Annotated in this window: 18 protein-coding genes, 1 tRNA gene and 1 pseudogene; 11 read left to right on the top strand and 9 right to left on the bottom strand. The window is 36.9% G+C overall.

Going from position 1 to position 21191, the window contains the following annotated elements; genetic code table 11:
* Positions 1 to 727: 727 nt before the first annotated feature.
* Positions 728 to 946: a hypothetical protein gene (locus ACIR310F_RS0107360; RefSeq protein WP_028083264.1), complete on the bottom strand. Its 219-nt coding sequence runs from the start codon at positions 944 to 946 to the stop codon at positions 728 to 730.
* Between the two features lie 364 nt (positions 947 to 1310).
* Here ACIR310F_RS0107360 and ACIR310F_RS0107350 point away from each other — a divergent pair, with 364 nt between their 5' ends.
* On the top strand, positions 1311 to 2138 hold the full coding sequence (locus ACIR310F_RS0107350) for a DUF3598 family protein (RefSeq protein WP_028083262.1): 828 nt from the start codon (positions 1311 to 1313) through the stop codon (positions 2136 to 2138).
* A 113-nt stretch (positions 2139 to 2251) separates the two neighbouring features.
* Here ACIR310F_RS0107350 and nrdJ read toward each other — a convergent pair whose 3' ends face one another.
* A complete protein-coding gene (gene nrdJ, locus ACIR310F_RS0107345) occupies positions 2252 to 5731 on the bottom strand; it encodes a ribonucleoside-triphosphate reductase, adenosylcobalamin-dependent (protein WP_028083261.1) in 3480 nt (1159 codons plus the stop codon).
* Between the two features lie 732 nt (positions 5732 to 6463).
* Here nrdJ and ACIR310F_RS0107340 point away from each other — a divergent pair.
* Positions 6464 to 7045 carry an Npun_F5749 family FMN-dependent PPOX-type flavoprotein gene (locus ACIR310F_RS0107340; RefSeq protein ID WP_028083260.1) on the top strand — a complete coding sequence of 194 codons (582 nt, stop codon included), beginning with the start codon at positions 6464 to 6466 and terminating at the stop codon, positions 7043 to 7045.
* A 48-nt stretch (positions 7046 to 7093) separates the two neighbouring features.
* Here the strand turns inward: ACIR310F_RS0107340 and cysE are convergent, their stop codons facing one another.
* Complete coding sequence (gene cysE, locus ACIR310F_RS0107335; protein ID WP_028083259.1) at positions 7094 to 7846, bottom strand: serine O-acetyltransferase; 753 nt, start codon at positions 7844 to 7846, stop codon at positions 7094 to 7096.
* A 219-nt stretch (positions 7847 to 8065) separates the two neighbouring features.
* Positions 8066 to 9727 (bottom strand): DUF3352 domain-containing protein, encoded by a 1662-nt coding sequence (locus tag ACIR310F_RS0107330; protein ID WP_035367747.1) that lies wholly within the window; start codon positions 9725 to 9727, stop codon positions 8066 to 8068.
* Positions 9728 to 9791: 64 nt separating this feature from the next.
* On the opposite strand from ACIR310F_RS0107330, the gene ACIR310F_RS0107325 reads away from it, so the two are divergent.
* From ACIR310F_RS0107325 to ACIR310F_RS0107305, 5 genes and pseudogenes are all read left to right on the top strand, one after another.
* Positions 9792 to 10151 (top strand): rhodanese-like domain-containing protein, encoded by a 360-nt coding sequence (locus ACIR310F_RS0107325; RefSeq protein WP_028083257.1) that lies wholly within the window; start codon positions 9792 to 9794, stop codon positions 10149 to 10151.
* A gap of 357 nt (positions 10152 to 10508) precedes the next feature.
* Positions 10509 to 11585 (top strand): heat-inducible transcriptional repressor HrcA, encoded by a 1077-nt coding sequence (gene hrcA, locus ACIR310F_RS0107320; RefSeq protein WP_028083256.1) that lies wholly within the window; start codon positions 10509 to 10511, stop codon positions 11583 to 11585.
* A gap of 161 nt (positions 11586 to 11746) precedes the next feature.
* Positions 11747 to 12139: pseudogene (locus tag ACIR310F_RS21825) on the top strand (DUF2834 domain-containing protein); the annotation flags it as partial.
* A gap of 374 nt (positions 12140 to 12513) precedes the next feature.
* Positions 12514 to 13362, top strand: coding sequence for a M23 family metallopeptidase (locus ACIR310F_RS0107310; RefSeq protein WP_028083255.1), 849 nt, complete (start codon positions 12514 to 12516; stop codon positions 13360 to 13362).
* Positions 13363 to 13530: 168 nt separating this feature from the next.
* The gene (locus ACIR310F_RS0107305; RefSeq protein WP_028083254.1) at positions 13531 to 14142 is read left to right on the top strand and encodes a peptidoglycan-binding domain-containing protein; all 612 of its coding nucleotides are present in this window, start codon (positions 13531 to 13533) and stop codon (positions 14140 to 14142) included.
* Here ACIR310F_RS0107305 and wecB read toward each other — a convergent pair.
* The 4 genes from wecB to ACIR310F_RS21815 form a co-directional block, all read right to left on the bottom strand.
* A complete protein-coding gene (gene wecB / locus ACIR310F_RS0107300; protein WP_028083253.1) occupies positions 14131 to 15255 on the bottom strand; it encodes a non-hydrolyzing UDP-N-acetylglucosamine 2-epimerase in 1125 nt (374 codons plus the stop codon). The genes ACIR310F_RS0107305 and wecB overlap by 12 nt on opposite strands.
* A 52-nt stretch (positions 15256 to 15307) precedes the next feature.
* Positions 15308 to 15589 (bottom strand): hypothetical protein, encoded by a 282-nt coding sequence (locus tag ACIR310F_RS0107295; protein ID WP_196803181.1) that lies wholly within the window; start codon positions 15587 to 15589, stop codon positions 15308 to 15310.
* Positions 15590 to 15667: 78 nt separating this feature from the next.
* The gene (locus tag ACIR310F_RS23580; protein WP_051289500.1) at positions 15668 to 16330 is read right to left on the bottom strand and encodes a tetratricopeptide repeat protein; all 663 of its coding nucleotides are present in this window, start codon (positions 16328 to 16330) and stop codon (positions 15668 to 15670) included.
* Positions 16331 to 16389: 59 nt separating this feature from the next.
* Entirely contained in the window at positions 16390 to 17094 is a 705-nt protein-coding gene (locus ACIR310F_RS21815) for a DUF2207 domain-containing protein (protein WP_035367745.1), read from the bottom strand.
* Between the two features lie 402 nt (positions 17095 to 17496).
* On the opposite strand from ACIR310F_RS21815, the gene ACIR310F_RS0107280 reads away from it, so the two are divergent.
* The 4 genes from ACIR310F_RS0107280 (at position 17497) to ACIR310F_RS0107270 (ending at position 20643) form a co-directional block, all read left to right on the top strand.
* Positions 17497 to 18255: a thioesterase II family protein gene (locus tag ACIR310F_RS0107280; RefSeq protein WP_028083251.1), complete on the top strand. Its 759-nt coding sequence runs from the start codon at positions 17497 to 17499 to the stop codon at positions 18253 to 18255.
* A 290-nt stretch (positions 18256 to 18545) separates the two neighbouring features.
* Positions 18546 to 19013: an Hsp20/alpha crystallin family protein gene (locus tag ACIR310F_RS0107275; protein ID WP_028083250.1), complete on the top strand. Its 468-nt coding sequence runs from the start codon at positions 18546 to 18548 to the stop codon at positions 19011 to 19013.
* Between the two features lie 414 nt (positions 19014 to 19427).
* Positions 19428 to 19673 (top strand): hypothetical protein, encoded by a 246-nt coding sequence (locus ACIR310F_RS24150; protein ID WP_071604802.1) that lies wholly within the window; start codon positions 19428 to 19430, stop codon positions 19671 to 19673.
* A gap of 10 nt (positions 19674 to 19683) precedes the next feature.
* Positions 19684 to 20643 (top strand): hypothetical protein, encoded by a 960-nt coding sequence (locus tag ACIR310F_RS0107270; protein WP_028083249.1) that lies wholly within the window; start codon positions 19684 to 19686, stop codon positions 20641 to 20643.
* Positions 20644 to 20933: 290 nt separating this feature from the next.
* On the opposite strand, the gene ACIR310F_RS0107265 is transcribed toward ACIR310F_RS0107270, so the two are convergent.
* Positions 20934 to 21007, bottom strand: a tRNA-Asp gene (locus tag ACIR310F_RS0107265).
* Positions 21008 to 21191 lie beyond the last annotated feature (184 nt).

Genomic DNA, 21191 nt, shown 5'->3' with positions numbered 1-21191 from the left:
ATTTTTTTCCGGAACATGATACAGTACCCTAGAACAGTTAACAAGTAGATGCACCCTGATAACTAACTTTCTCTAGTTGGCTAATACTTATGGGGGTTCTTTATATTCTTACCCTCTTTCTCAAACCTGCTAGGCAGTTAACTTATGAAATTAACACAAATCAAATTTGTTAACAATAAATTTATCCGGAATATCTTTATACACCTGAGAACATTTAATTGGTAGATGCACCCTGATAACTAAACTTCCTCGGCTAATATCCGCCGGGGATTTTTTCTCAAAAACATTACTTTAATCTACCATATCATTAAAACCATTCTCTGGCAATATCCCCGTTCAAGAAGTTTTTGGTTATTTTCACATAAGAACTACCTTCTTCAACTTACGCGGTGGCTAAATATACTACTAAATTCATGGATATGCTAACTTAAAAATTTTCTAGCTATCACTTTCATTGTATTGTGATCCTTATGGTTGACTTGAGAATGATTACTGCGATCGTTAATGGCATTCTTAATTATTTCTTTATAATTTTTTGAATGAACAGCCATTCAGCAACCTGTGATTTCTTCATAACATATTCTAGATTGATATATCAATACTCCTGACAAAATTCAGTTATTTTACTGAGAAAGAAATAGGTAATAGGTGAGATTTTGATTAGTTACCCATTACCCATTATCAGCCTAAATTACCCTAAATTTAGCCCGCTAACAAATTAATTGATTTAGTCAATTGTAATTTGTTGAGGTGCATTTGCTTTACTGCTTTGGGTTTCTGTGCCTGGGTTGCTGGAACTTTTTGAACAGCATTTTTTATCTAGCCAACTTTTGACGGGTTCTTCGTTCAGGTTGAGACGGAGGACACCAGAAACGAACCCACCCATAAAAGAGACTGGATTCTGGGCAAATTCTTTAACTAGGGGGGATAATTCACTAATAAACATTACACTCTCCAAGTATTGCTGTAAAAAATTATTAATTCTTCATTAATCTTAACATATCTGTCTGAGAAAACAACTAGTACGGTGATCAAGTCAAAGCTTTTAATGATTGAGAATGAACTGAGGACGAATTTCGATCTGTATAATCACATAATAAGTAGGTTGGCGTTAAAAATTGTCGTTATGAACAGGGAACAGAGAACAGGGAACAGGGAACAGGGAACAGGGAAGAGGTTTTGGGTAACTTTAGTTTTCGTTACTTATGTCGTTTTTTTCCGTTTACCTACTTCACTAGGATAATTAATCTTGATTTCCAGCCCGTATTTAATTAAAATAAGCTATCTAAATTAAAATTAAAAATTAAATTATGGCCAACAACTGGGAAAACTTTCTCAAGAATTTAGGTGAATGGCGTGGTTCATTTACTAAAATATCTGCCGATGGTGAAATATTAGATTCTACTCCTAGTATTCTAAATTTGGAAGCAGATGATCATAATCAAGTTGTACTGTTTAGATTACGCCGTTTTAATTCTGCTAATTATGATAGTCCTCCTATTCAGGATTATCAACAGGAATATCGTTCTTTAGGAAGACAGAATATCTTTTTTGCCACGGGGGCTTTTTCTAAAGGAACATTGCAATTAGCGCCTTTTTCTGAATTTGGAGCCGAATACGGTTTTGTTGATCATGATCGTCGCTTACGTTTAGTGCAATTATATGATCAAAAAGGCAACTTTATTAGTTTAACTCTGATTAGGGAATTTCGCAGTTTTACAGATGCTTATGAACGACCGCAATTGACGGTGGAACAGTTGATTGGTAATTGGCGAGGACAAGCTCATACAGTTTATGCGGATTTGAGACCATCAGAAACCTATGCCACTTATTTAGAAATTCAAAAAATAGGTGATGGATATTTAGAACAAAAATTATCTTTCCAATCGCAAATTATAACTACAAAAGCTAGGATAGAAGGAAATAAAATTATCTCAGAAACGGAAGGAATTGCTCGCCAGATTTTGTTATTGCCTGATGGCAGTTCTAGTGATGTTCCTCTGCAACTACAATTGAGAAAATCCTTTTTTGTCGCCGCAGGTTGGTTAGTTAGAGAAAATGAACGTCAACGGTTAATTCGTAATTATAGCGACAAGGGGGAATGGATTAGCTCAACTTATATTATTGAACATAAATAGGGTTAACTTTGATAAAATACGTTTGTTTGAGCAGAAATGGGTGAACTAAAAGCCCATTTCAGAGGAGTTAAGCCCAGTACGGGCGAACGGACGTTCGCCCCTAGTTAGGAATTTTAAGGGGTGGTTAATTGGCTTGGGAACATACATTTATCAGAGTCGCAACCACTAGGACCTGATTCTAATAACTCACCCAAATCGTAGCGGCTTAAAGCACCACAGAAGTCATCTGTCTTGCGTCGAATCTTGACCTCTCTAGATAAACGTTCATAAGTTTGCTTATCTATAGGCTCAAAGGGTAAACGGGGAAAGGTTTGGATATCATCAAACCGTGCTAACAATGCAGCAGAAACATATCCTTCATCATTTTGGATAGCTTCATATATGCGTGTTCCCAATGCTTCTATTTCTTCAGAACGAAGTTCTAGAGTAGCTGAAGTGTTATGTGTCACATAATGGTTTTGAACTTGCATGATAAAATCTAATTGCGCTAACACAGAAAACCGAGAAACATCTATTTCCCCAGCGCCAGGCAAATCTGCCCAGGACACAGCCACTGGTATTTCTACCAACCATTCCGTACACCGAGAATCGAAAGGATCATTAAGTAAGTTGCCGTTTTCGTCCTTGTCAGATTGGGAGGGAATGACGTTGTAGCCATAATCTAGACAGGCTAGGGCTACGGGGTCATTTTTCCGAAAAGTGATGCGACGAATAAATCTTTGGGCTTTAGGGGGATGCCAACCAGGTGAAGCACCAGTCAAGAGGGATTTAGTGCCAGCTGGTTGAACTGTAGTACAACGGTTAGGGCGTTTTATCTGATGGCGATCGCAATATTCCCATACTACTTTATGGACTACATCTTTCCAGAAGTTAAGATATTTTTGCTCACCACGTTTAAATATCAGTCCTTGGGGAGTTTCTGGTCTTCCTGCTTCCCACCAACGCAACCAGTCTGTACCAAAAGCATGAACAAAGAAGTCAAATAATCCGGTAAAAGATACACCAACAATGGGGTCAAGTTCCCGGCTATATTGATAGCGAGGTTCAAGGAATTGGTGATTTAACAGCGCAACTACAGAAAGCGCACCAGCAGTAAAAGCTTCCTCTTGTTCTCTGTAGTTATCGGGATCAAGTTGGTTTAAATGCACCTCGGCAAGATCGCAATGAAAGTCACTACCAATAATCTCACCACACGGGTTCAATCCGTACCTACTCAAGCGATGTTCTAATTCCTGAGAATCAATATCCGGGCGGCTTTCTTGTATCCATTCTTTAGCTTTTCCTTGCTCATAAGCTTGCAAAAAGTCTTTTTTCAGTTCTGGTGTATTTAATAAATCAGCATTAGTTCTGGCAACCGCTTCGCCAGCCCATTGAATTGCTCCTTCGCCGCTGTAATATTGTTTACGTACAGCAGCAATGGATTCTTCCAAGGTTGGTTTGCGGTGAAAGACTCGGCTATGGTTGGCCATTCGCAAAGAATCGCGTTCTGGATCTATACGCCAATTGCCTTCTGCGTCTTGTTGCCATAGATTATCTTTTGCAGTTGCACCTTGTTCATCTTCAGAAACAAATTGACGCATACCGGCACTATTAGAAACTAAAATACCTTCACACACAAATTCATGAATATTGGCAACTTCAATATCATAGGTTTGTGCAGTGCGTACATTCATTTCTACCCCTAAAACCTTGACTGGAACTAATTCAGTCGCTTCAGGAAGATATTTTTTCAAAGTAGGGAGTATCATTTGCTCCTGATTATTACTCCATCCATATTGATAGGAGTTAATAATTGGACGTACCATAGTTTTTGGGAAACCATGATCTTTAAATGATTTTGGGGTTTGACGTTTTTGGTTAGAAAATTGCAGGGAATATTTTTCAAAGCAGTTTTCAACAGATTGATATGCCGCTGCACCAACTGTGACTAATTCACCTTCCCATTTGCCTGTTCGCTTGCGAATTGAACTACACATCCGGGTTGTAATTCCCAGGGATGCGTAAAGTGCTTGAATTTGCTGTAAAAATCGCTGGTGAACTGAAGCTACTAAAACGCCTTGAGAATGACACCCATCAGCATCAGCAAGACCGGCTAGATAAGCTTGGCGAATGTCGGCTGTACCTAATAATATGCAATCAGGGATATTTAATGGTTGAAATGGTTGTTTGAATAATCCCAGATATTGGTTTAAAGCTGCTGAGTTAAATTGTAACTCGTAGGCTTTAGTTTGGCATTGTTCTGGGGTTCTTATGGTGTGAGTTTCTAAACCAAATTCATTCCCAACGGCAATTAAACGGTCTAAAATATTGGGGTCATTTTCATGAACGCGGAATCTGACTCTTAAACCATCAGAACTAACTGAACCATCACCCTGTAAATAGCCGATAAAGTAAGCAACATCAGGAGTTAAGGCAGGAACAGTAATTTTTTTGGTCTTAGCGGCGATTTTACCCCGAAACTCAGGCAGTTCAGTAGGTGTACCGGGTATAGTTTGTGGCACGAATATCAAGCGATCGCCTGATTGCAAATCCTGAGCCTTAACCATTTTATAATTGCCGTACACATCTGTAAAAACGGCAACTTTATGATCGGCTGTACATTCAAAGCTGCCATCTTGAGTTTGAATCCGGCAGAGAGATTGTTCACCTTGAATAAAGAAGTTAGTAACGGGATAGAAACCCTTGCTGGTGAGAACGCGATCGCCTATACGTACCTTGGCAATGGGAACTAAACCTGATTCTGTATGAACTAATGCCTCTTCAGGAAGACAGCGCCGAATATTGCCGGCAACAATAGTGACAGCAGCTTCATCAATTAATAAGCAGCATTCAACTGAATTTAATTGTCTACCTATTGCCCTATTGAGAATAGAGGCGCAACGCTGATACAATCCAGGCAACTTCACCGGATTAGCCATACCGCCAAAACCTTTAAGTGTTTCCCCGGCTTGACGTACATCGGAAATGTCTACAACTACTTGTATATTACCGCTAAAACGCTGATCTGAGGATAGCTCTAAAATACTTTGGTAGGATTTTACCCAACCTTCTCGACTATCTCCGACGTAAATAATAACACTGTTACCATCAATAAAGATTTGTGTAAGTTCACGACGTTGTTCCTTGGGTGTACTACCAACTTCACCGCGAATACTGACATGAAGATGATTACGGATAGAAGGTAGCTGATTAATATACCGTGGTTCAATTACCGCTCCCGTACCACAGCCCATCATGGCCAAATCCATCATCAACCCAAAGGCTTCCCAGTCCACAAGGTTTGTAGAGGTGCAGTTATAAGCACCAGAATAGTTTTTAGCCTTAGACAACCAATTCGTGCCACCAACCCACAACCAGCGCCCGCTAGGGAGACATTTCATGCTTCGCTGCATCTTATCCAAGATAACAGCCTCCTCATGGGTGAGCTTTCCTAATTCTATTAAACCGCGTAAAGTGCGATCGCACACCTGACTCCAGGTTTCCCTCAAACCCGCATCCGTGCGTCTGCTGTAGGTTCTAAAAAACACCGGATTAGCTGCTGGGGCCGATTCTGGAAATACACCCTGATATTTGCGCTCAAGTTCCCTGACCATAATAAGATTTTGTTGCTGATTCACAAATTAAGACTATAACGTCAAGTAGTTATATAAGCAAAGATTGTTAAAATCATGTTTGTGTCAATTGTAACTGTATCTTCCTTTCGGTAGAAAACCCTAAATGTAGTCTATAGTTGTCAATTTTCAAAATTTCACCTACTTTTTTTCTCATACTAGATTATTTATGTAATTTAGTAATTTTTATATGCTCTATTGGTGCATATAATACTACACTTAGATAAGTATACATCAGCCTTCAACTGATAAATTTTCACCTTATCCTTTAATTCTTTAATAAATTTATATTTTTCATGATTGTCATCTTTTAGTTCATGATCTTAATCTTTTAATATTTGAATAAATTTATATTTTTCATGATTGTCATCTTGTAATTCATGATTTTAATCTTTTAAATATATTTTGATATCAAGTTAAATTTGATTTTAAATAGGAATTTATTTATAGTAAAACTTTATTATTGTTATAATATCTGATAAAATGTAATTAAATTTTAAGTTATATTTAATTATAAAAATTATTATTAATAATATTTATTTAGTAATTAAAAATATTCTAATTGTAAAAATAGTATGTAAATAACAATTTAGATAAATTATTTATTGTATTTACTGAAAATTTACTGTACAATAAAAAATTTAAATATTTACAATTTTACAATATGTATATAATAGTTTTAACTAACGTATAAATTAAAAAATAAATTACAAAATGTCACTAGCACCCTGGAGAAGTCTGATTACTCGCGCTTTACATCATAACCGTAGCCTTGCTTATTCTCGTTATGTACAACTAGCAACAATAAAAGAAAATGGTTTTCCTGCAAATCGTACTGTCGTTTTTCGTGGTTTTCTAGAAGATACTAACGACTTAAAATTCATTACCGATATTCGTAGTGCAAAAGCCGAACAAATATCAAAACAACCTGTAGCGGAAGTTTGCTGGTATTTTCCTAAAACCAGGGAACAATTTCGTATTACTGGGGAATTAACATTAATAAGTGATGATTCTCACACCAATTTACAACCAGCGAGAATTAAAATGTGGCAAGAATTGAGTGATGCCGCAAGACTGCAATTTTGTTGGCCACATCCTGGTAAAATGAGAATAACAACAGCAACAGCCTTTACACCACCAGCACCAAACCCTATAGAACCAGTAGAAAATTTTTGTTTATTATTACTTGCAGCGATACAGGTAGATCATTTAGAATTGAGAGGTGAACCGCAAAATAGATGGGTTTACCACCGCAATGAAAACCAGGAATGGTTAACTGAAGCAATAAACCCGTAATTTTATCTATCATTTTAAGATGCTGGTAAGATCCTGGTTTCAGTATTTTTAGATTCCCGCACCATCAAAAAATTCCTGAATCTGTTTATCTCGAAGATTACAGAAATTGTGTTCTTTTCGTAACTCATCTTCTTGGGGGAATTTACCAATTAAAATGGGGGTTTTTGCGGGATTTTGGAGAGATTGAATTTGTGCTTCTAGTGCTTCAATGCGGTCTACTAGAGTGCGAATTACCTGGGCTTCTGAGTCAGGTAAGTTACTATGTTCTAGAGGTGCAACCCGCACTCCAGAACGGTAAATAATGCGTCCTGGTACACCGACCACTGTGCAATTAGATGGTACATTTCTTAACACCACTGAACCAGCACCAATACGGACATGATCACCAATTTCGATGTTTCCTAAAACTTTTGCTCCAGCGCCAACCACGACATTTTCACCTAATGTCGGGTGACGTTTACCGCTTTGTTTACCTGTTCCTCCCAGAGTAACACCTTGGTAAATCAGTGCGTAATTACCAACAATAGCTGTTTCTCCAATCACTACTCCCATTCCGTGGTCAATAAATACACCTTGACCAATTACAGCCCCTGGGTGAATTTCAATACCAGTTAGAAACCGAGCGACATGAGAAATTAAGCGCGGAAAAAAAGGAATACCAATACCACGCAACCCGTGTGCAAAGCGGTGGAAAATTAAGGCTTGCAAACCAGGATAGCAGAATAAAACCTCCAACCAATTCCTGGCTGCGGGGTCACGTTCAAAGATAATACGAAAATCGGCACGGAGTCTAGAGAACATGAAAATAGTACCCTTAGATAGCACAACAAGCTATTCTCCCATAGTATCGTGATTTGGTAATAGAAATGGAAAATGGGGTGGTTATTTCAGAATAACTGAGATCATGAATCATTAAACGCAGATAAACGCAGATAAACGCAGATGAGGATAGATGAGTTTATCAATTTTATGATTCTGTGCAGCTTCTCATATTATGCAGGTTATTTAGGATTTAATTCTCTAGTTTAGTTTTAGAAGTACCCCACCTGTGAGTATTTCTGGCTGAGTATGATAACTGCTGAATGTAAGTGATTGCAAATTATCAACTAGTGGTTTGTCTAGTAATTCCACGAATTTAAGTACAGGTATTTGACGTTTAAGAAGATTTTGACCAGTTTCCCAGTCTAAGTAAATATATCCTTGATTTGGCTGAGGAATTACACCAAGACTATTTTTAAATTTGGGATTTTCTAGTAAAGATCTTTGCTTTTGACTCAAAATTGCCTTTAGTATGTTTAAGTCGGAAGTGAAAATCTCGTAATTATTTAAAGTTGTATGTACTCCTTTGACTTTCGTGTCCACATTGATAGATTTATTATTCTGGTTTGTGGTTATAATTCGTGTCCAAGCTGATACTTTCTGTCCATTTAAGGTCAGGGAAATAACATTAAAACCACTGCTACTAGCAATATTATCTAAATGCGCTATACCTGCTGCTAATTGCGGCGTTTTTTCGACTATAAATACCCAATTAGCAATTGCATTTTCGGAATTGGTTAATAAAGCTAAAGCGTATTCTCCTGTTACCCAACTGAAAATATCTTGACTAAAGTTTAAATTCAAGTTTTGCTGGATTTTTATCAAAGGTTGTATTAGTCTAGAAATACCATCTTCACTAGAACCGTAAATAGTCGCTGTTCCTTGTTTCCACAGTTTTGCTAAATCACTATTACCTAAATTACTCAAGTTCGCTCCAGAAATTGCCAAAGTTGTTGATTCGGGAATATACTGTAATGCTTGTACAGGTTGAGATAATGGCAAAGATGGAGGTACAATTTGGGAGTTTGTTAAAAAGGTACTTTCTGCTAACAATCCTTGAGAATTTAAGGCTAAAGATAGAATTTGGCTATGATAAGTTGACTCCGCTAATTCTAATTTCTGCCATTTACTAATTTCGGGTAAATTAAAGAAGGTGACAGCTAGAGAATTTTTGGGTATTTGTTGACTAGCTTTTTGATATTCAAGAGAACTAACTAAGTTTAAATCTGGTGCTTGTAAATTATTAATTGCTGCTTTGATGACTTGGGAATGATTTGCAAATAAAACAAAATTATTAACAATTGCACCAGCTAAACTATTTGATATTTGGGACGGTGAATATTCTTGATGATCATAAATAACTTTGACACCTTTATATCGTTCGACCTCTAAATTATTTCCTGCAAAAGCTCGTTTAGAAAATAATAATTCTAAAAATTCGCGGCTTTTTACTGGGTTTTTGGTTGCAAGTGCCATTAAATACCCTGTTTGTAGTCCGTTGTCTGGGTCGCGGTCTATATCTAGGGTTGTGACAGCTAGGGTAATTTCATTATTCAGCCAGGGTTGAATATCATCTTGGTAATCTATATTACTTTTGGCTAATAGGCTATTTTTGATTTGAGACAATTCCCTTTTTTGTGCTATTTTCTGTAAAGCGTCGGGATTTACCAATAATGAAACCATTGCTGGTGAGAATTTGGGGACGAATATGGCCGCTCTGGGTTGAGAATTAGGAACTACAAAGCTGGGGTAATTTTTGCCGAAAAGCCAGTAAAATACCGCAAGACTAACTATTAATAGCGTTACGAAAGCAACTACAAGGAAATTTAAAGGTGAGGGTTTATTATTTAGATTATTATTCACACTAGTTATATTTTCCAGTTTTTTCTGCCAACATAAATAGTATAGGATTTTTTAGAGAAACTGCATGACGGATAAATCATTTGCTCAACCCTTTACTCAAATTAGTGTTGAATACATAGCACAATGCCTTAGTGCGGATGAAGGCACGATTCAGTTAATAGATGTGCGTGAACCCCAAGAACTGGCAATATCACGAATAGAGGGATTTGTCAATCTTCCTTTGAGTGAATATAAGCAGTGGAGTCAACAAATATCTACTCGCTTTAATCCGCATATTGAAACTCTAGTTCTTTGCCATCATGGTATACGCTCCGCTCAGATGTGTCAATGGTTAGTTGATCAAGGATTTACAAATGTTAAAAACATTATGGGTGGTATTGATGCTTACTCGATTTTAGTTGATCCTTCAGTTCCGCAATATTAGCGGAGAGGGAAGAGGGAAGATTCTTTCCTTCTCTTCCTCTAGTTTATAAGTTTGTATATTCACAAAGAAATATTAATATTTATTTTGTAACTAAAACCACAGCTTGTGTTAGGGTACTATGAGATACTACTGAAAAAGTTGGGAATTTACCCGATGTTCTGTTTTCAGCTATGTGTTGATAACAAATACAACCAATAAATGCGGAAGGTAAATTTTGTGTTTAATGAAGACAATATGTGTATATAATTTGCTATCTTATATTAATTAATAATTAATTCTTTTTTGGGGTTTTGGTGGTGCAAACCACGCATTTTTTCAACTTTTGATTAAAATTTGCCTACAGTAAAAATATCAGCTATGCAAGTCCATTTGACTAATCGCCAACAAAATATACTTTCGGCCACTGTACGTCATTATATCGCTACAGCAGAGCCAGTAGGATCTAAAGCCCTAATTGATGGTTTTGATTTAGGTGTTAGCTCGGCTACTATTCGCAATGTCATGGGGGGCTTAGAAAAATCAGGGTTACTTTATCAACCGCATACCTCTGCGGGGAGAATTCCTTCTGATTCTGGTTATCGGATTTATGTGGATCAATTAATTGTACCATCAGAGACCTTAGTGAAAGAAGTAGAAGCGGTATTGCAAAAACGTCTACACTGGGAAGATTGGAGTTTAGAAGCTTTGCTACAAGGTGCGGGACAAATTTTAGCAACATTAAGCGGTTGTATTAGCTTAATTACAATGCCGCAAACTACAATAGCAAAGTTACGCCATTTACAATTGGTGCAAATTGAAGCTAGTAAGATTATGTTGATTGTGGTTACTGATAGTTATGAAACCCATTCTAAGGTAATGGATTTATTTTCAGAATCATCAGTAATTAAACTGAATGAGGAAGTAATTGACCATCAATTGCAGATTGTTTCTAATTTTTTAAATAGTCACTTACGAGGACAAAGTTTATTAGAAATAGGCTATCTTGATTGGAATGAATTGGATCAAGAATTTCGAGTTTATGGCGAATTATTGAAAAGTTCTCTGGTAGAATTAACTAATCGCGCTCTTGCACCCACAGCTACACAAATTATGGTAAAAGGTATCGGAGAGGTTTTACGACAACCAGAATTTTCTCAAGTACAACAGGTGCAAACAATTATGCAATTGTTGGAAGAGGAACAAGACCAACTTTGGCATTTAATTTGTGAAGAGCCGGAAATAGATGATACTAGTAAATCGAAGGTAACGGTAAGAATTGGTGCAGAAAATCCTCTCAAACCTATTCGCACTTGTACTTTGATTTCTGCTATTTATCGTCGGGGTTCTGTGCCGGTGGGAAGTGTGGGGGTTTTGGGTCCAACTAGGTTAGACTATGAAAGTGCGATCGCTGTGGTCGCAGCAGCAGCAGATTATCTCTCAGAGGCTTTTAGTTAGTTAATTTCCAGGAAATTGACCTGAAAAATTGCCATGATCACAAGGGAATAGGGAACTGGTTTTTTGGTGACTTTAGCTATTTTTAAATGCTTTTGCTTTTTCAAAGTTTTATATTTCAATCATGATGAGAAAAATCACTTTTGGTCTATTATGGCTAGGATTTATTTCCTAACTTGGCTTTAAGAGAACCTAATCAAAAGTTTATAGGTGAAAAAAATTCATTTTTGAAAATACTAGATTCCCGGATTTTGGAAATTTTATTAACGTTGGTTGCAACGGTTTTATTTACCTTTAGTTTACAAGGAGATGGGAGTGATTTTCTCCACCAGTGGCAAAATAACAGGTTTATTCATGTCATGAGTTTAGACTTTATCATGTTGAGTTTATTATTTCCAACGTTATTAGGAGATGATATGATGCGACGGGGGTGGGAAAATAATCAGTTATTTTGGTTATTTGCAATGCCTTTATTTGGAGCTTTAATATATTTGTGTGTCCGGCCACCTATAGAAATAGAAAATAAGAAAGGAGTTGAAAATACAATATTTAACTAATTCAGGATTTACGCAACTGGGATAATATTCTAGATTGTAGTGAGAACTAAAGTTTCTCTCTTTGAAACGTTACGGAAATAAGATCAGGGCTTTAGCCCTGACTACAAACAAAACCTCATTATATTGGAAACTACCGTATAATCGGAAGAAATGTAAATTAATGATAGAAAAAATTCCTAGTTTATGGGACTAGGGAATGGTCATTTATTTTCACCCTGTTGCATAAGTTGTAAATTTAACCAAATAATTGTAATAATTGTCCTGATGTGACAGATTTGAGATTGAACTAGGAAACAACTATAGCATTTTTTCATTTACAACAGTCGGCTCTGACTTCCTTTTCGCTGCTATAGCAATTACTAGGCTAGAAACTGATGAAAAAAGTTAATATTTACCGCTTTTGCAATTATATTTTAATAGGTTTAATATCCTGCTGTTTGGTGTTAAATAGGGTTTCCCCGGCCTTGACTCAGACAGTTTCTCTAATTAACCCCGCACCCGCACCTGATACTAGCTTGATTTGGCCGACCCAAGGAATTATTTCTCAAGGTTTTCGTAAATATGAACATGAAGGAATTGATATTGCGGGAGCAAAAGGTACACCGATTTTGGCTGCTGCTGCTGGTACGGTGGTAAAAGCTGGTTGGGATAATTGGGGATTAGGCAATTTTTTAGAAATTAAACATCTTCATGGTAGTGTGACGGTTTATGGACACAATAGCCGGCTACTGGTTAGTAAAGGTCAACAGGTCAAACAAGGTCAAATTATTGCTGAAATGGGTTCAACAGGCAATAGCACTGCCCCTCATCTGCATTTTGAATTTTACCCCGATGGTCGTTTAGCTAGTAATCCTATTAGTTTATTACCGTCAATCACTATGGTAAAAACACTGATAAATGAACCGATTTCACTGACCCCAAAGCCCGTTTTACCTATTAGTAATAATACTGAATGTAATGGGACTCCAGTTATAACTGGAGAGACAGCAACAGCGAGTATCAAAGTTTGTGAGGAAAATAATCAGTTATTTTATTTGGGGAAATTAAAACAAGCACCAAATCAACTTTTGAAAATCCGAGCTTGGAAAGTTAATAATAACAGATATAGAGCAGATAATGGCACTTTTTCCTACTTAATTAGCCCAGAAAAAATAGAAATTTGGCGTAATGGTAATCCAATTCGTGCCGATAATTTTCTCACTGCTAATGGTGTGGGCAACTAAAACTACTAATGACTTTATGTAATTGATGATTTCATTACAAATACCTGATGTGACAGTTCAAATGGCGGAATATAGCAGCCAATCTGTTTCAGCAAAGAATTATAAAATCAATGAAGATTAAATCTAAACAAAAGTATCGTAAAACTTCACATAAAGGAGCAGATGATCATGGAATATTTGGCTTATTCCTATATGTATATAGAAGATGAAGAAACAAATGGAAATTTGCCATTAAATTTACCTAAATTGGCGCAGGTATTGAATTGGCGACAGTTTTTTAAATCTTCTGCATGGTTAACTTTGGCTGGTGTGAGTATATTACTAGCTACAGTTGCTCAAATGCAGTTTGCTTCGGCAGAATATGTCAGGACTAATGGTAGTTGTATGAATATTCGTACAGGACCTAGCACCGATAATTCATCCATAGCTTGTGTCCAAAATGGTTCATACATTGGTGATACTGGGAATGTCAGAAATGGATTTGCGAGAATTTCCTCGGGACGTTACCGGGGATACTATGCTGCTGAAAGATGGATTGGTAACACTCCTGGCTATTCTTCCCGTAGACATCGTTCTGGATACGGTGTTGGCGGTAGGGTAACTGTAGGATATGGCACAAGGGGTGAACGAGTGCGAGAAATCCAAAGGGCTTTAGGGATTAGGGTTGATGGTGTTTACGGTTCAAGAACCATTAATGCAGTGCGTCACTTTCAAAGACGTAACGGACTGCGTGTAGATGGTGTTGTTGGTTATCAAACTCGGAGGGCTTTAGGTATTTAGCTGCGGTGACAAGTAATTTTTGACAAGTTGTAAAATGCGTTCTGCTGCATGGCCATCGCCAAAGGGATTAATGGCGGTGGCCATTTTGGTATAAGCGGCTGGGTTGCTGAGTAGTTCACTAGCGGCTGCGACAATATTTTCCGTTTGTGTACCTACAAGTTTGGCTGTACCTGCGGTGACAGCTTCTGGCCTCTCTGTGGTATCTCTGAGAACTAACACTGGTTTACCCAGGCTGGGGGCTTCTTCTTGTAAACCACCAGAATCTGTTAAGATTAAATGCGATCGCTCAATAGCCCCCACTAATTCTGCATAATTTAAAGGTTCTGTCAAGAAAATCCGGGGATGATTCCCCAACAATTTTTGTAATGGTTCTCTAACTATTGGATTTTTATGTAATGGTAATAATAAAGCTGTATCGGGAAATTGCTCTAAAATCTGTAAAAAACTTTCAGCGATATCTTGCAGGGGTTCTCCCCAGTTTTCCCGTCTATGAACCGTTGCTAAAATTGTCCGATATTGATGCCAATCTAAACCCGGTATATGACAAACTGGTTTGGTTGCAGCCACATTTAACAAAGCGTCAATTACTGTATTTCCTGTGAGGTGAATTTCTCCCAACACTCCAGAACTTTGTAAATTTTCCACCGCTAAAGTTGTCGGGGCAAAATGTAATTGTGTAAGCTGAGAAATTAATCTTCTATTAGCTTCTTCTGGAAAAGGATTAAATAAATCATCACTTCTTAAACCAGCTTCTACATGACCAACAGGAATTTTTTGATAAAAAGCGGCCAAAGTTGCAGCAAAAGCAGTTGTCGTATCTCCTTGAACAATCACAAAATCTAAAGTTTGTTCCTGAAATAATGCTTCTAAACCTTGTAAACTTCGACAGGTAATCTCACTAAGAGATTGCTGACGCTGCATAATCTCCAAATTCCAATCAGCTTTGAGTTTGAACAACTTCATTACTTGTTCAACCATTTCTCGATGTTGTCCTGTGAGAATTACCTGCAATTCAAAATCTGGAGAATTTTGAAAAACTTGAATTACTGGTGCTAGTTTAATAGCTTCGGGACGAGTTCCTAAAATAATGCCAATGCGGTGTTGATTAGTCATTAGTCAAATAATTACAATTTACTTTTAATTTTCCTAGACGGTAATTAATTTTTTACCTAATTATACCAAATTGTTTATACTGTTTGCGAACAAAATTATAGCCTGTAAGTGCTTGAGTATCTGATTGTATGTGAAATAACACAACCTTACTGATGCGATCGCCCCATGATAAAAATTTGATTGTCCCTGTCACACCTGAAAAAGCAAAATTATGACTTAAAGCTTGTTGAATACCTATTTTAGTATTACCATTTTTTTCCATAGCAATAGCTACTGTTTTAGTAGCATCGACAAACTTTTTATAATAGTCTATGTAGGTTGGGTTGAACAACATGAAACCCAACATCTACGCGAATTGGTTGGGTTGAAAAATGAAACCCAACCAACAATTTTCTTAACTAAACCTTATTGGTTAAATGACAAACTTTTCTGTAATGGTTGCATTATTTAGAGTAACCCGGATTTGGAATTTTTCACCCATTTCAGCACAAAATTTTAATTTAATGTAATTATCTCCTTGTTCTCTGGCTTGAACTTCTAAAAATGGCTGGCCATTTTCATATAATCCTGATTGCTCAATGTTTATCTTCTTAATTAAATCAAGAGTATATTGATATTCAGCTATTTTTCCTTCTTCTTTAAATAGTTTAGCTACTTTTTGTAACTTGGCAATAGTTCCTTTCACATCTTCCAATTGACCAGGGTTAGAATCTTGGCTATTCTGAGCTAGTGCAAGGCTAGGATCAATACTCAAGGCTTGGGTAAAATCTTCAATTGCTCCTTTTAAATCTCCTATTTTAAAACGGGCAAAACCTCTGTTATTGTGAGTTATTGCAAGACTAGGATCAATACGCAAGGCTTGGGTAAAATCTTCAATCGCCTCTTTTAAATCTCCTGATAGTATGCGGGCAAAACCTCGATTATTATAAGCTAGTGCGTAGTTAGGATTAAGACGAATGGCTTGGTTACAATCTTCAATTGCCCCTTTTAAATCTCCTGATAGTATGCGGGTAACACTCTGGTAGACGTAAGCTTCTGCCTCATTAAAATCAAAGTGTATATATACGCTTGCCAATTTACTCCGGGCAAAACCTCGGTTATGATAGGCTTTTGCATCTTGACTGTTAACTTGTACTAATTAAAAACTTTTTCAAGGTCAAAAAAGCCACTATTTTGCCAATTAGCTTGAGGAATATTGAGAATTTCACTCTTGAATGTAATTTGAATTTCTAACTCTTGTTGCGGTGGAATAGCCTGATTTGCTACAAATTCAAATGTTTTCGGATTTAGTTGACGGCTTGTAGCTGGTATACCAAAATTTTGAAAATCTTGGACTTTACCTGATAAAGCTTCTGGTAATTGTACCCGAACTGTTGCTGCTTTAATTGGGGCTTTACGGTCAGCGAAAATGGCTTTCCAGTAAACTTGAGTATTCTTATTATTAATATGCAGTCCGCCAACTACACGATATTTCAAAACAAAAGTATGTGTTTCTGGTGGTTTTAATTGATGTTGCCAACGAATCCAAAATTGATTATTTTCAATTCCGGTTTCACTAGGAATAATTTGATTATTTTCTTGAACCGTTACATCCTTAATTTCATCAACTTTATCCAAAGGAATATAGCGATATCGTTGATTAGGATAATCTGATTTAAACACATATTTTTGTGTTTCAGTGACTAACATATCGCCGTTATTTTGCACATCAATATTAACATTGATATAGTCCCAATAAAACTTTACTTCCTGTGCACGAGCATGACTAAATGTAATTAAAAATGTCACCAACACAGAAAGTAATGAAAGAGAGATTCTTTTGATCAATTGTTTATTCATAGTTTCGTTTTCTCTGTTTACCTTGTACCTTCTCTGGAGTTTGAGACAAAGAGTCTTGGTGAACTATAGTAGTATTCAGTAATATTCACCGCTTTTTGTTCTGACAAAACAAGTGTCTCCAAAATTTATGTTATTGTCATCACTAAGTTACTTAAGTATTTACCTTAATAAAGTTAATTATTCTCATAAATAATGTTAATAAAATTAACATTATTTCCCCTGAGAGTCTGAGAAGATTTTGAGTAAGACTTACGCAGAAAAGCTTCTAAACTCTCATTCCCTCCTAACCTCCGTGTCCTGTGTGTCCTCTGTGGTTCGTTATTTAATTTTCATCATCAAAACAGATAACTTTGAGATTAAATAATAATCAACTACTACCATTGCCCCACATAAACCCCGATAATGACTACCAAAATCAAATTTACCTCGTGGATAACTTGCCCTAAACCCAATCTCCAAGCCAAATTACGCCTATTTTGTCTACCCTATGCTGGTGGTAGTGCGACGGTTTTTCGTACCTGGACTGATGATTTACCGAAAACTATTGAATTATGTCCTATAGAAATTCCTGGTAGAGGAAGACAAATTAAATCACCTCCATACACAGAAATTCAACCTTTAGTGCGAGAAATAGCCACCAATATCATCCCCTATTTAGACAAACCTTCTGCTTTTTTCGGTTACAGTATGGGTGCATTAATTAGTTTTGAGTTAATCAGGTTACTACGTTCTGAATATAATTTTCAACCTTTACATCTTTTTGTTGCTGCCCGTCACGCTCCGCAATTACCATGGAAAAAACCACCGATTTCTAAATTATCAGATGCGGATTTTTTAGCGGAAATATATCGGTTAAATGGGACTCCCAATGAAGTCCTAGAAAATTCCGAACTCATGCAGCTTTTTATGCCTATTATTCGCGCTGATTTTGCCATAATGGAATCCTATATTTACGATCCTCAACCAGCTTTAGATTGTGCTATTGATACCTTTGGAGGTTTACAAGACCGAGAAGTTAGTTATAATTCCCTTGCGGCATGGCAAGAACAAACTACTGCTGATTTTTCATTACAAATGATGGATGGTGATCACTTTTTTATCAATACAGCTAAAACTACTTTACTTAATAGTGTGATTCAATGTTTACAGTCACATATCTAAGATATTTTTGTCCAAAAAAAATAGCGAAAATTCCTATATTTATTTTTTAGATCCCGAATTTAGAGTTACTATTTAAATAGTACGGTAATTACGATAACAATATCTATAAAACCGAACTGTAATCAATTTATTTTCCAGTGTTACTATTTAGTTGGGAGGCTAAAGCTTAGGCTTTTTGGAAGTTAAAGGTTAGAAGTTTTGCCAGTAATATTATTGTTTACCAAGTCAAGAGCTTAAAATTCAGTCTCACCAAGTCAAGAAGTCAAATAGTGAGTTTTAAGGAGATAGCTATGACACTTGTACGTTGGGATCCGTTACGGGAAATAGAACGCTGGGACCCATTCCCTGAAATGGGCGCTCTTCAGCGGCAAATGAATCGCTTGTTTGAACAATTATTGCCAACGGACGGGGGTGAAAGGGTAGGATTAACTTTCATTCCTGCGGCTGAGATTGCGGAAACTGATGGCGATTTGAGGTTGAAAATAGAAATACCAGGTGTTGACCCTAAGGATCTTAATGTCGAGGTCGCTCCTGAGTCGGTTTCTATTAGCGGTGAGCGTAAGTCAGAAACTACAACGGAAGAGGGCGGTATGACTCGCTCAGAATTTCGTTATGGCAAGTTCAAACGGGTAATCGCTTTGCCCGCTGTCGTGGACAATGAAAGGGTGGGAGCGGAATACAAAGATGGTATTCTCCGTCTTACCATTCCTAAAGCCGAATCAGAACGACAAAAGGCTGTGAAGGTTCGTCTTGGCTAATTGCCTCAAGGTAGGTTAAATTAGGAAGGGTGAAAGGGTTTTATGATCCTTTCATCCTTCAATTTTTTTGTAGGGATGATCGGAGATACTTTAAAAAAGTATGTCTGAAAGTATGCTTTTAATTCTATAACTAATTCTTAGGATAGATGCTACAAAGCACTCTTGCACCTACTAGTTATGAATGAATGCAACCAGTTAATGCTAGATTATTTTTTATATTGTTTTTTATATTGTTAGGTGCAAGATGAGTAAATATATCTCACTCGCTGTTAATATATCAGAAATTGTAGTTTGTGTTCCTGTTTGGATAGGATTGACTAATTTTTTGGCAAACTTCTATAAAAACACACACTGATACAGTTTTATTTGCTTGAATAGCTTTATAAAGAGGATTTGGATTGGTAATTACTAATTATGGCAACAAAAGTAGTTGATGTTAGAGAGTATACGGTTAGAGCGCACAAAAGAGTGATTCATACACGAGTTTTTAACTTTGTTTGTAAAGAATGTAATCAGGCTACAAAGAGGGAAACTTTCGGAACACGTCCTTTATATTGCGAAAGTTGTCGTCCTCCCCAACCGCCGAAAAAATCAGTCCAGGTATCTGAACCGAGTAAACCGCGCCCCATGACCTACAGCAGCGATACAAATTTAGATTGAGTGAATTGCTATGAATTCTCCAGGACAATTACAACCACCTGATATATTTATTACGCCATTGTTGGAATTACGAGATTACTATCAGAGTCTTGTACAAAAGTACCAACGTCTGTTTATAGAGGCGCGATCGCAATTAGATCATGTAGAATCTTTGTTGTCTACTTGGTCCTATAACAATGGTAATCAACCAATTGAGTCTATTAAGGATGATTCACTGTTATTGCTTTCTTCTCATCAGACTTCTGATGTCGAATGCTTGGAGTCTCTAGAGTCGGAAATTTCCTTAGACTCTTTAAAAACAGATCATTCCCTTGGACAAGTGAGGGACTCGGATAATTTTTCTTTTGAGCGTCGTCACTATGTGGGAAAAGGTGAAGAAGTTCCCATGCTTCCTCACTATGGAAATATGACTCGCATGGAAGCACTGAAAAAACTGATGCGAGAATATGTTGGAACTGTGTGTCACATAGATTTTATTGTGCGATCGCTTTATGGTGATTTAGAGTCTACTATTTTCAAGGTGGTTAAAGGTAGAGTTCAATCATCTCTAACTCAAGGAAGGGAAAGTGGTTATTGGTCAGGTATTCCTAATGAACCTGGTTGTTATACCCTAGATTTAAATTCACTAGGTCCGATTTATGCCAAAGGAATATCTAGGAGCATTAAATCTACGAAAACTAACAAAAACCTTGCCAAACCCCAGACGAAAATAGTACCGATGTTGGCTCAATTTGATGGTCAATTTTTAATTGATGCTCTGACACTATTTCTAGAAAAAAATGCGGGGCGAATTTTCAATGTCAATGAAATACTCAATGGTATTTATGGAAATCTGGATGCAGAGGAAGTCAGAGAGGTGAAAAATAAGGTTCTCAATGAACTATCTAGGGGACATCGTACAGGCCGATTTGTGAGAATTCCCAACCAAATTGGGTTATATACTTGGGATCTGAATGCAATTAGCCGATAATTAGTGAGGATTCAGCATACCATGGTAGCATTCAGATGTCCGACTTCTGCACAGAAATCATAAATCATAATTTACTCACAGGATTAAACAAAGAAGTCGGGCATCTTGCTCACGATTGATTCAACTAGCTCAATCCCAGAGAACGAATCGGATTCTCTTTCATCTCAAATTACAGTAAAATCAAAGTAAGTCTCCACCCATTTTACCATAGATTATGTTTGTGTCACATCTGCTAGAAAAATGGTGTAAGTTACATCTTCTACCAATATCACTGGTATGTTTCGATTTAACGGGACTGACGGGGCTCGAACCCGCAACTTCCGCCGTGACAGGGCGGTGCTCTAACCAATTGAACTACAGTCCCTTGACCTGCACTTTAACTATTATGCCTGTTCTTTTTCTAATTGTCAAGTGGTTTGAGAAAATTTTTTTTGAATCAGTTTTTTAGCAAGTAGAAAAGAAAAATAAGTAGTATTTAATACTATTGATACATAAATGTATTTAATAAAACAAAGAATAGGTGGCCACGAAGGAGAATAACCTTCTAG

It is taken from the genome of Dolichospermum circinale AWQC310F, from assembly GCF_000426925.1.
GTDB classification, from domain to species: domain Bacteria; phylum Cyanobacteriota; class Cyanobacteriia; order Cyanobacteriales; family Nostocaceae; genus Dolichospermum; species Dolichospermum circinale.
The sequence above is the reverse complement of the archived record's forward strand: the minus strand, read 5'-3'. Positions and strand labels throughout refer to the sequence as shown.

What these genes read in the sequence shown, in the direction of transcription:
- ACIR310F_RS0107305 (WP_028083254.1), top strand. Translation starts at nt 13,531, where the DNA reads ATGGAATATTTGGCTTATTCCTATATGTATATAGAAGATGAAGAAACA.
- wecB (WP_028083253.1), bottom strand. Translation starts at nt 15,255, where the DNA reads ATGACTAATCAACACCGCATTGGCATTATTTTAGGAACTCGTCCCGAA.
- ACIR310F_RS0107340 (WP_028083260.1), top strand. Translation starts at nt 6,464, where the DNA reads ATGTCACTAGCACCCTGGAGAAGTCTGATTACTCGCGCTTTACATCAT.
- ACIR310F_RS0107275 (WP_028083250.1), top strand. Translation starts at nt 18,546, where the DNA reads ATGACACTTGTACGTTGGGATCCGTTACGGGAAATAGAACGCTGGGAC.
- ACIR310F_RS0107360 (WP_028083264.1), bottom strand. Translation starts at nt 946, where the DNA reads ATGTTTATTAGTGAATTATCCCCCCTAGTTAAAGAATTTGCCCAGAAT.
- ACIR310F_RS21815 (WP_035367745.1), bottom strand. Translation starts at nt 17,094, where the DNA reads ATGAATAAACAATTGATCAAAAGAATCTCTCTTTCATTACTTTCTGTG.
- ACIR310F_RS0107280 (WP_028083251.1), top strand. Translation starts at nt 17,497, where the DNA reads ATGACTACCAAAATCAAATTTACCTCGTGGATAACTTGCCCTAAACCC.
- ACIR310F_RS24150 (WP_071604802.1), top strand. Translation starts at nt 19,428, where the DNA reads ATGGCAACAAAAGTAGTTGATGTTAGAGAGTATACGGTTAGAGCGCAC.
- nrdJ (WP_028083261.1), bottom strand. Translation starts at nt 5,731, where the DNA reads ATGGTCAGGGAACTTGAGCGCAAATATCAGGGTGTATTTCCAGAATCG.
- ACIR310F_RS0107310 (WP_028083255.1), top strand. Translation starts at nt 12,514, where the DNA reads ATGAAAAAAGTTAATATTTACCGCTTTTGCAATTATATTTTAATAGGT.
- ACIR310F_RS0107295 (WP_196803181.1), bottom strand. Translation starts at nt 15,589, where the DNA reads ATGTTGTTCAACCCAACCTACATAGACTATTATAAAAAGTTTGTCGAT.
- ACIR310F_RS0107325 (WP_028083257.1), top strand. Translation starts at nt 9,792, where the DNA reads ATGACGGATAAATCATTTGCTCAACCCTTTACTCAAATTAGTGTTGAA.
- ACIR310F_RS0107270 (WP_028083249.1), top strand. Translation starts at nt 19,684, where the DNA reads ATGAATTCTCCAGGACAATTACAACCACCTGATATATTTATTACGCCA.
- ACIR310F_RS0107350 (WP_028083262.1), top strand. Translation starts at nt 1,311, where the DNA reads ATGGCCAACAACTGGGAAAACTTTCTCAAGAATTTAGGTGAATGGCGT.
- hrcA (WP_028083256.1), top strand. Translation starts at nt 10,509, where the DNA reads ATGCAAGTCCATTTGACTAATCGCCAACAAAATATACTTTCGGCCACT.
- cysE (WP_028083259.1), bottom strand. Translation starts at nt 7,846, where the DNA reads ATGTTCTCTAGACTCCGTGCCGATTTTCGTATTATCTTTGAACGTGAC.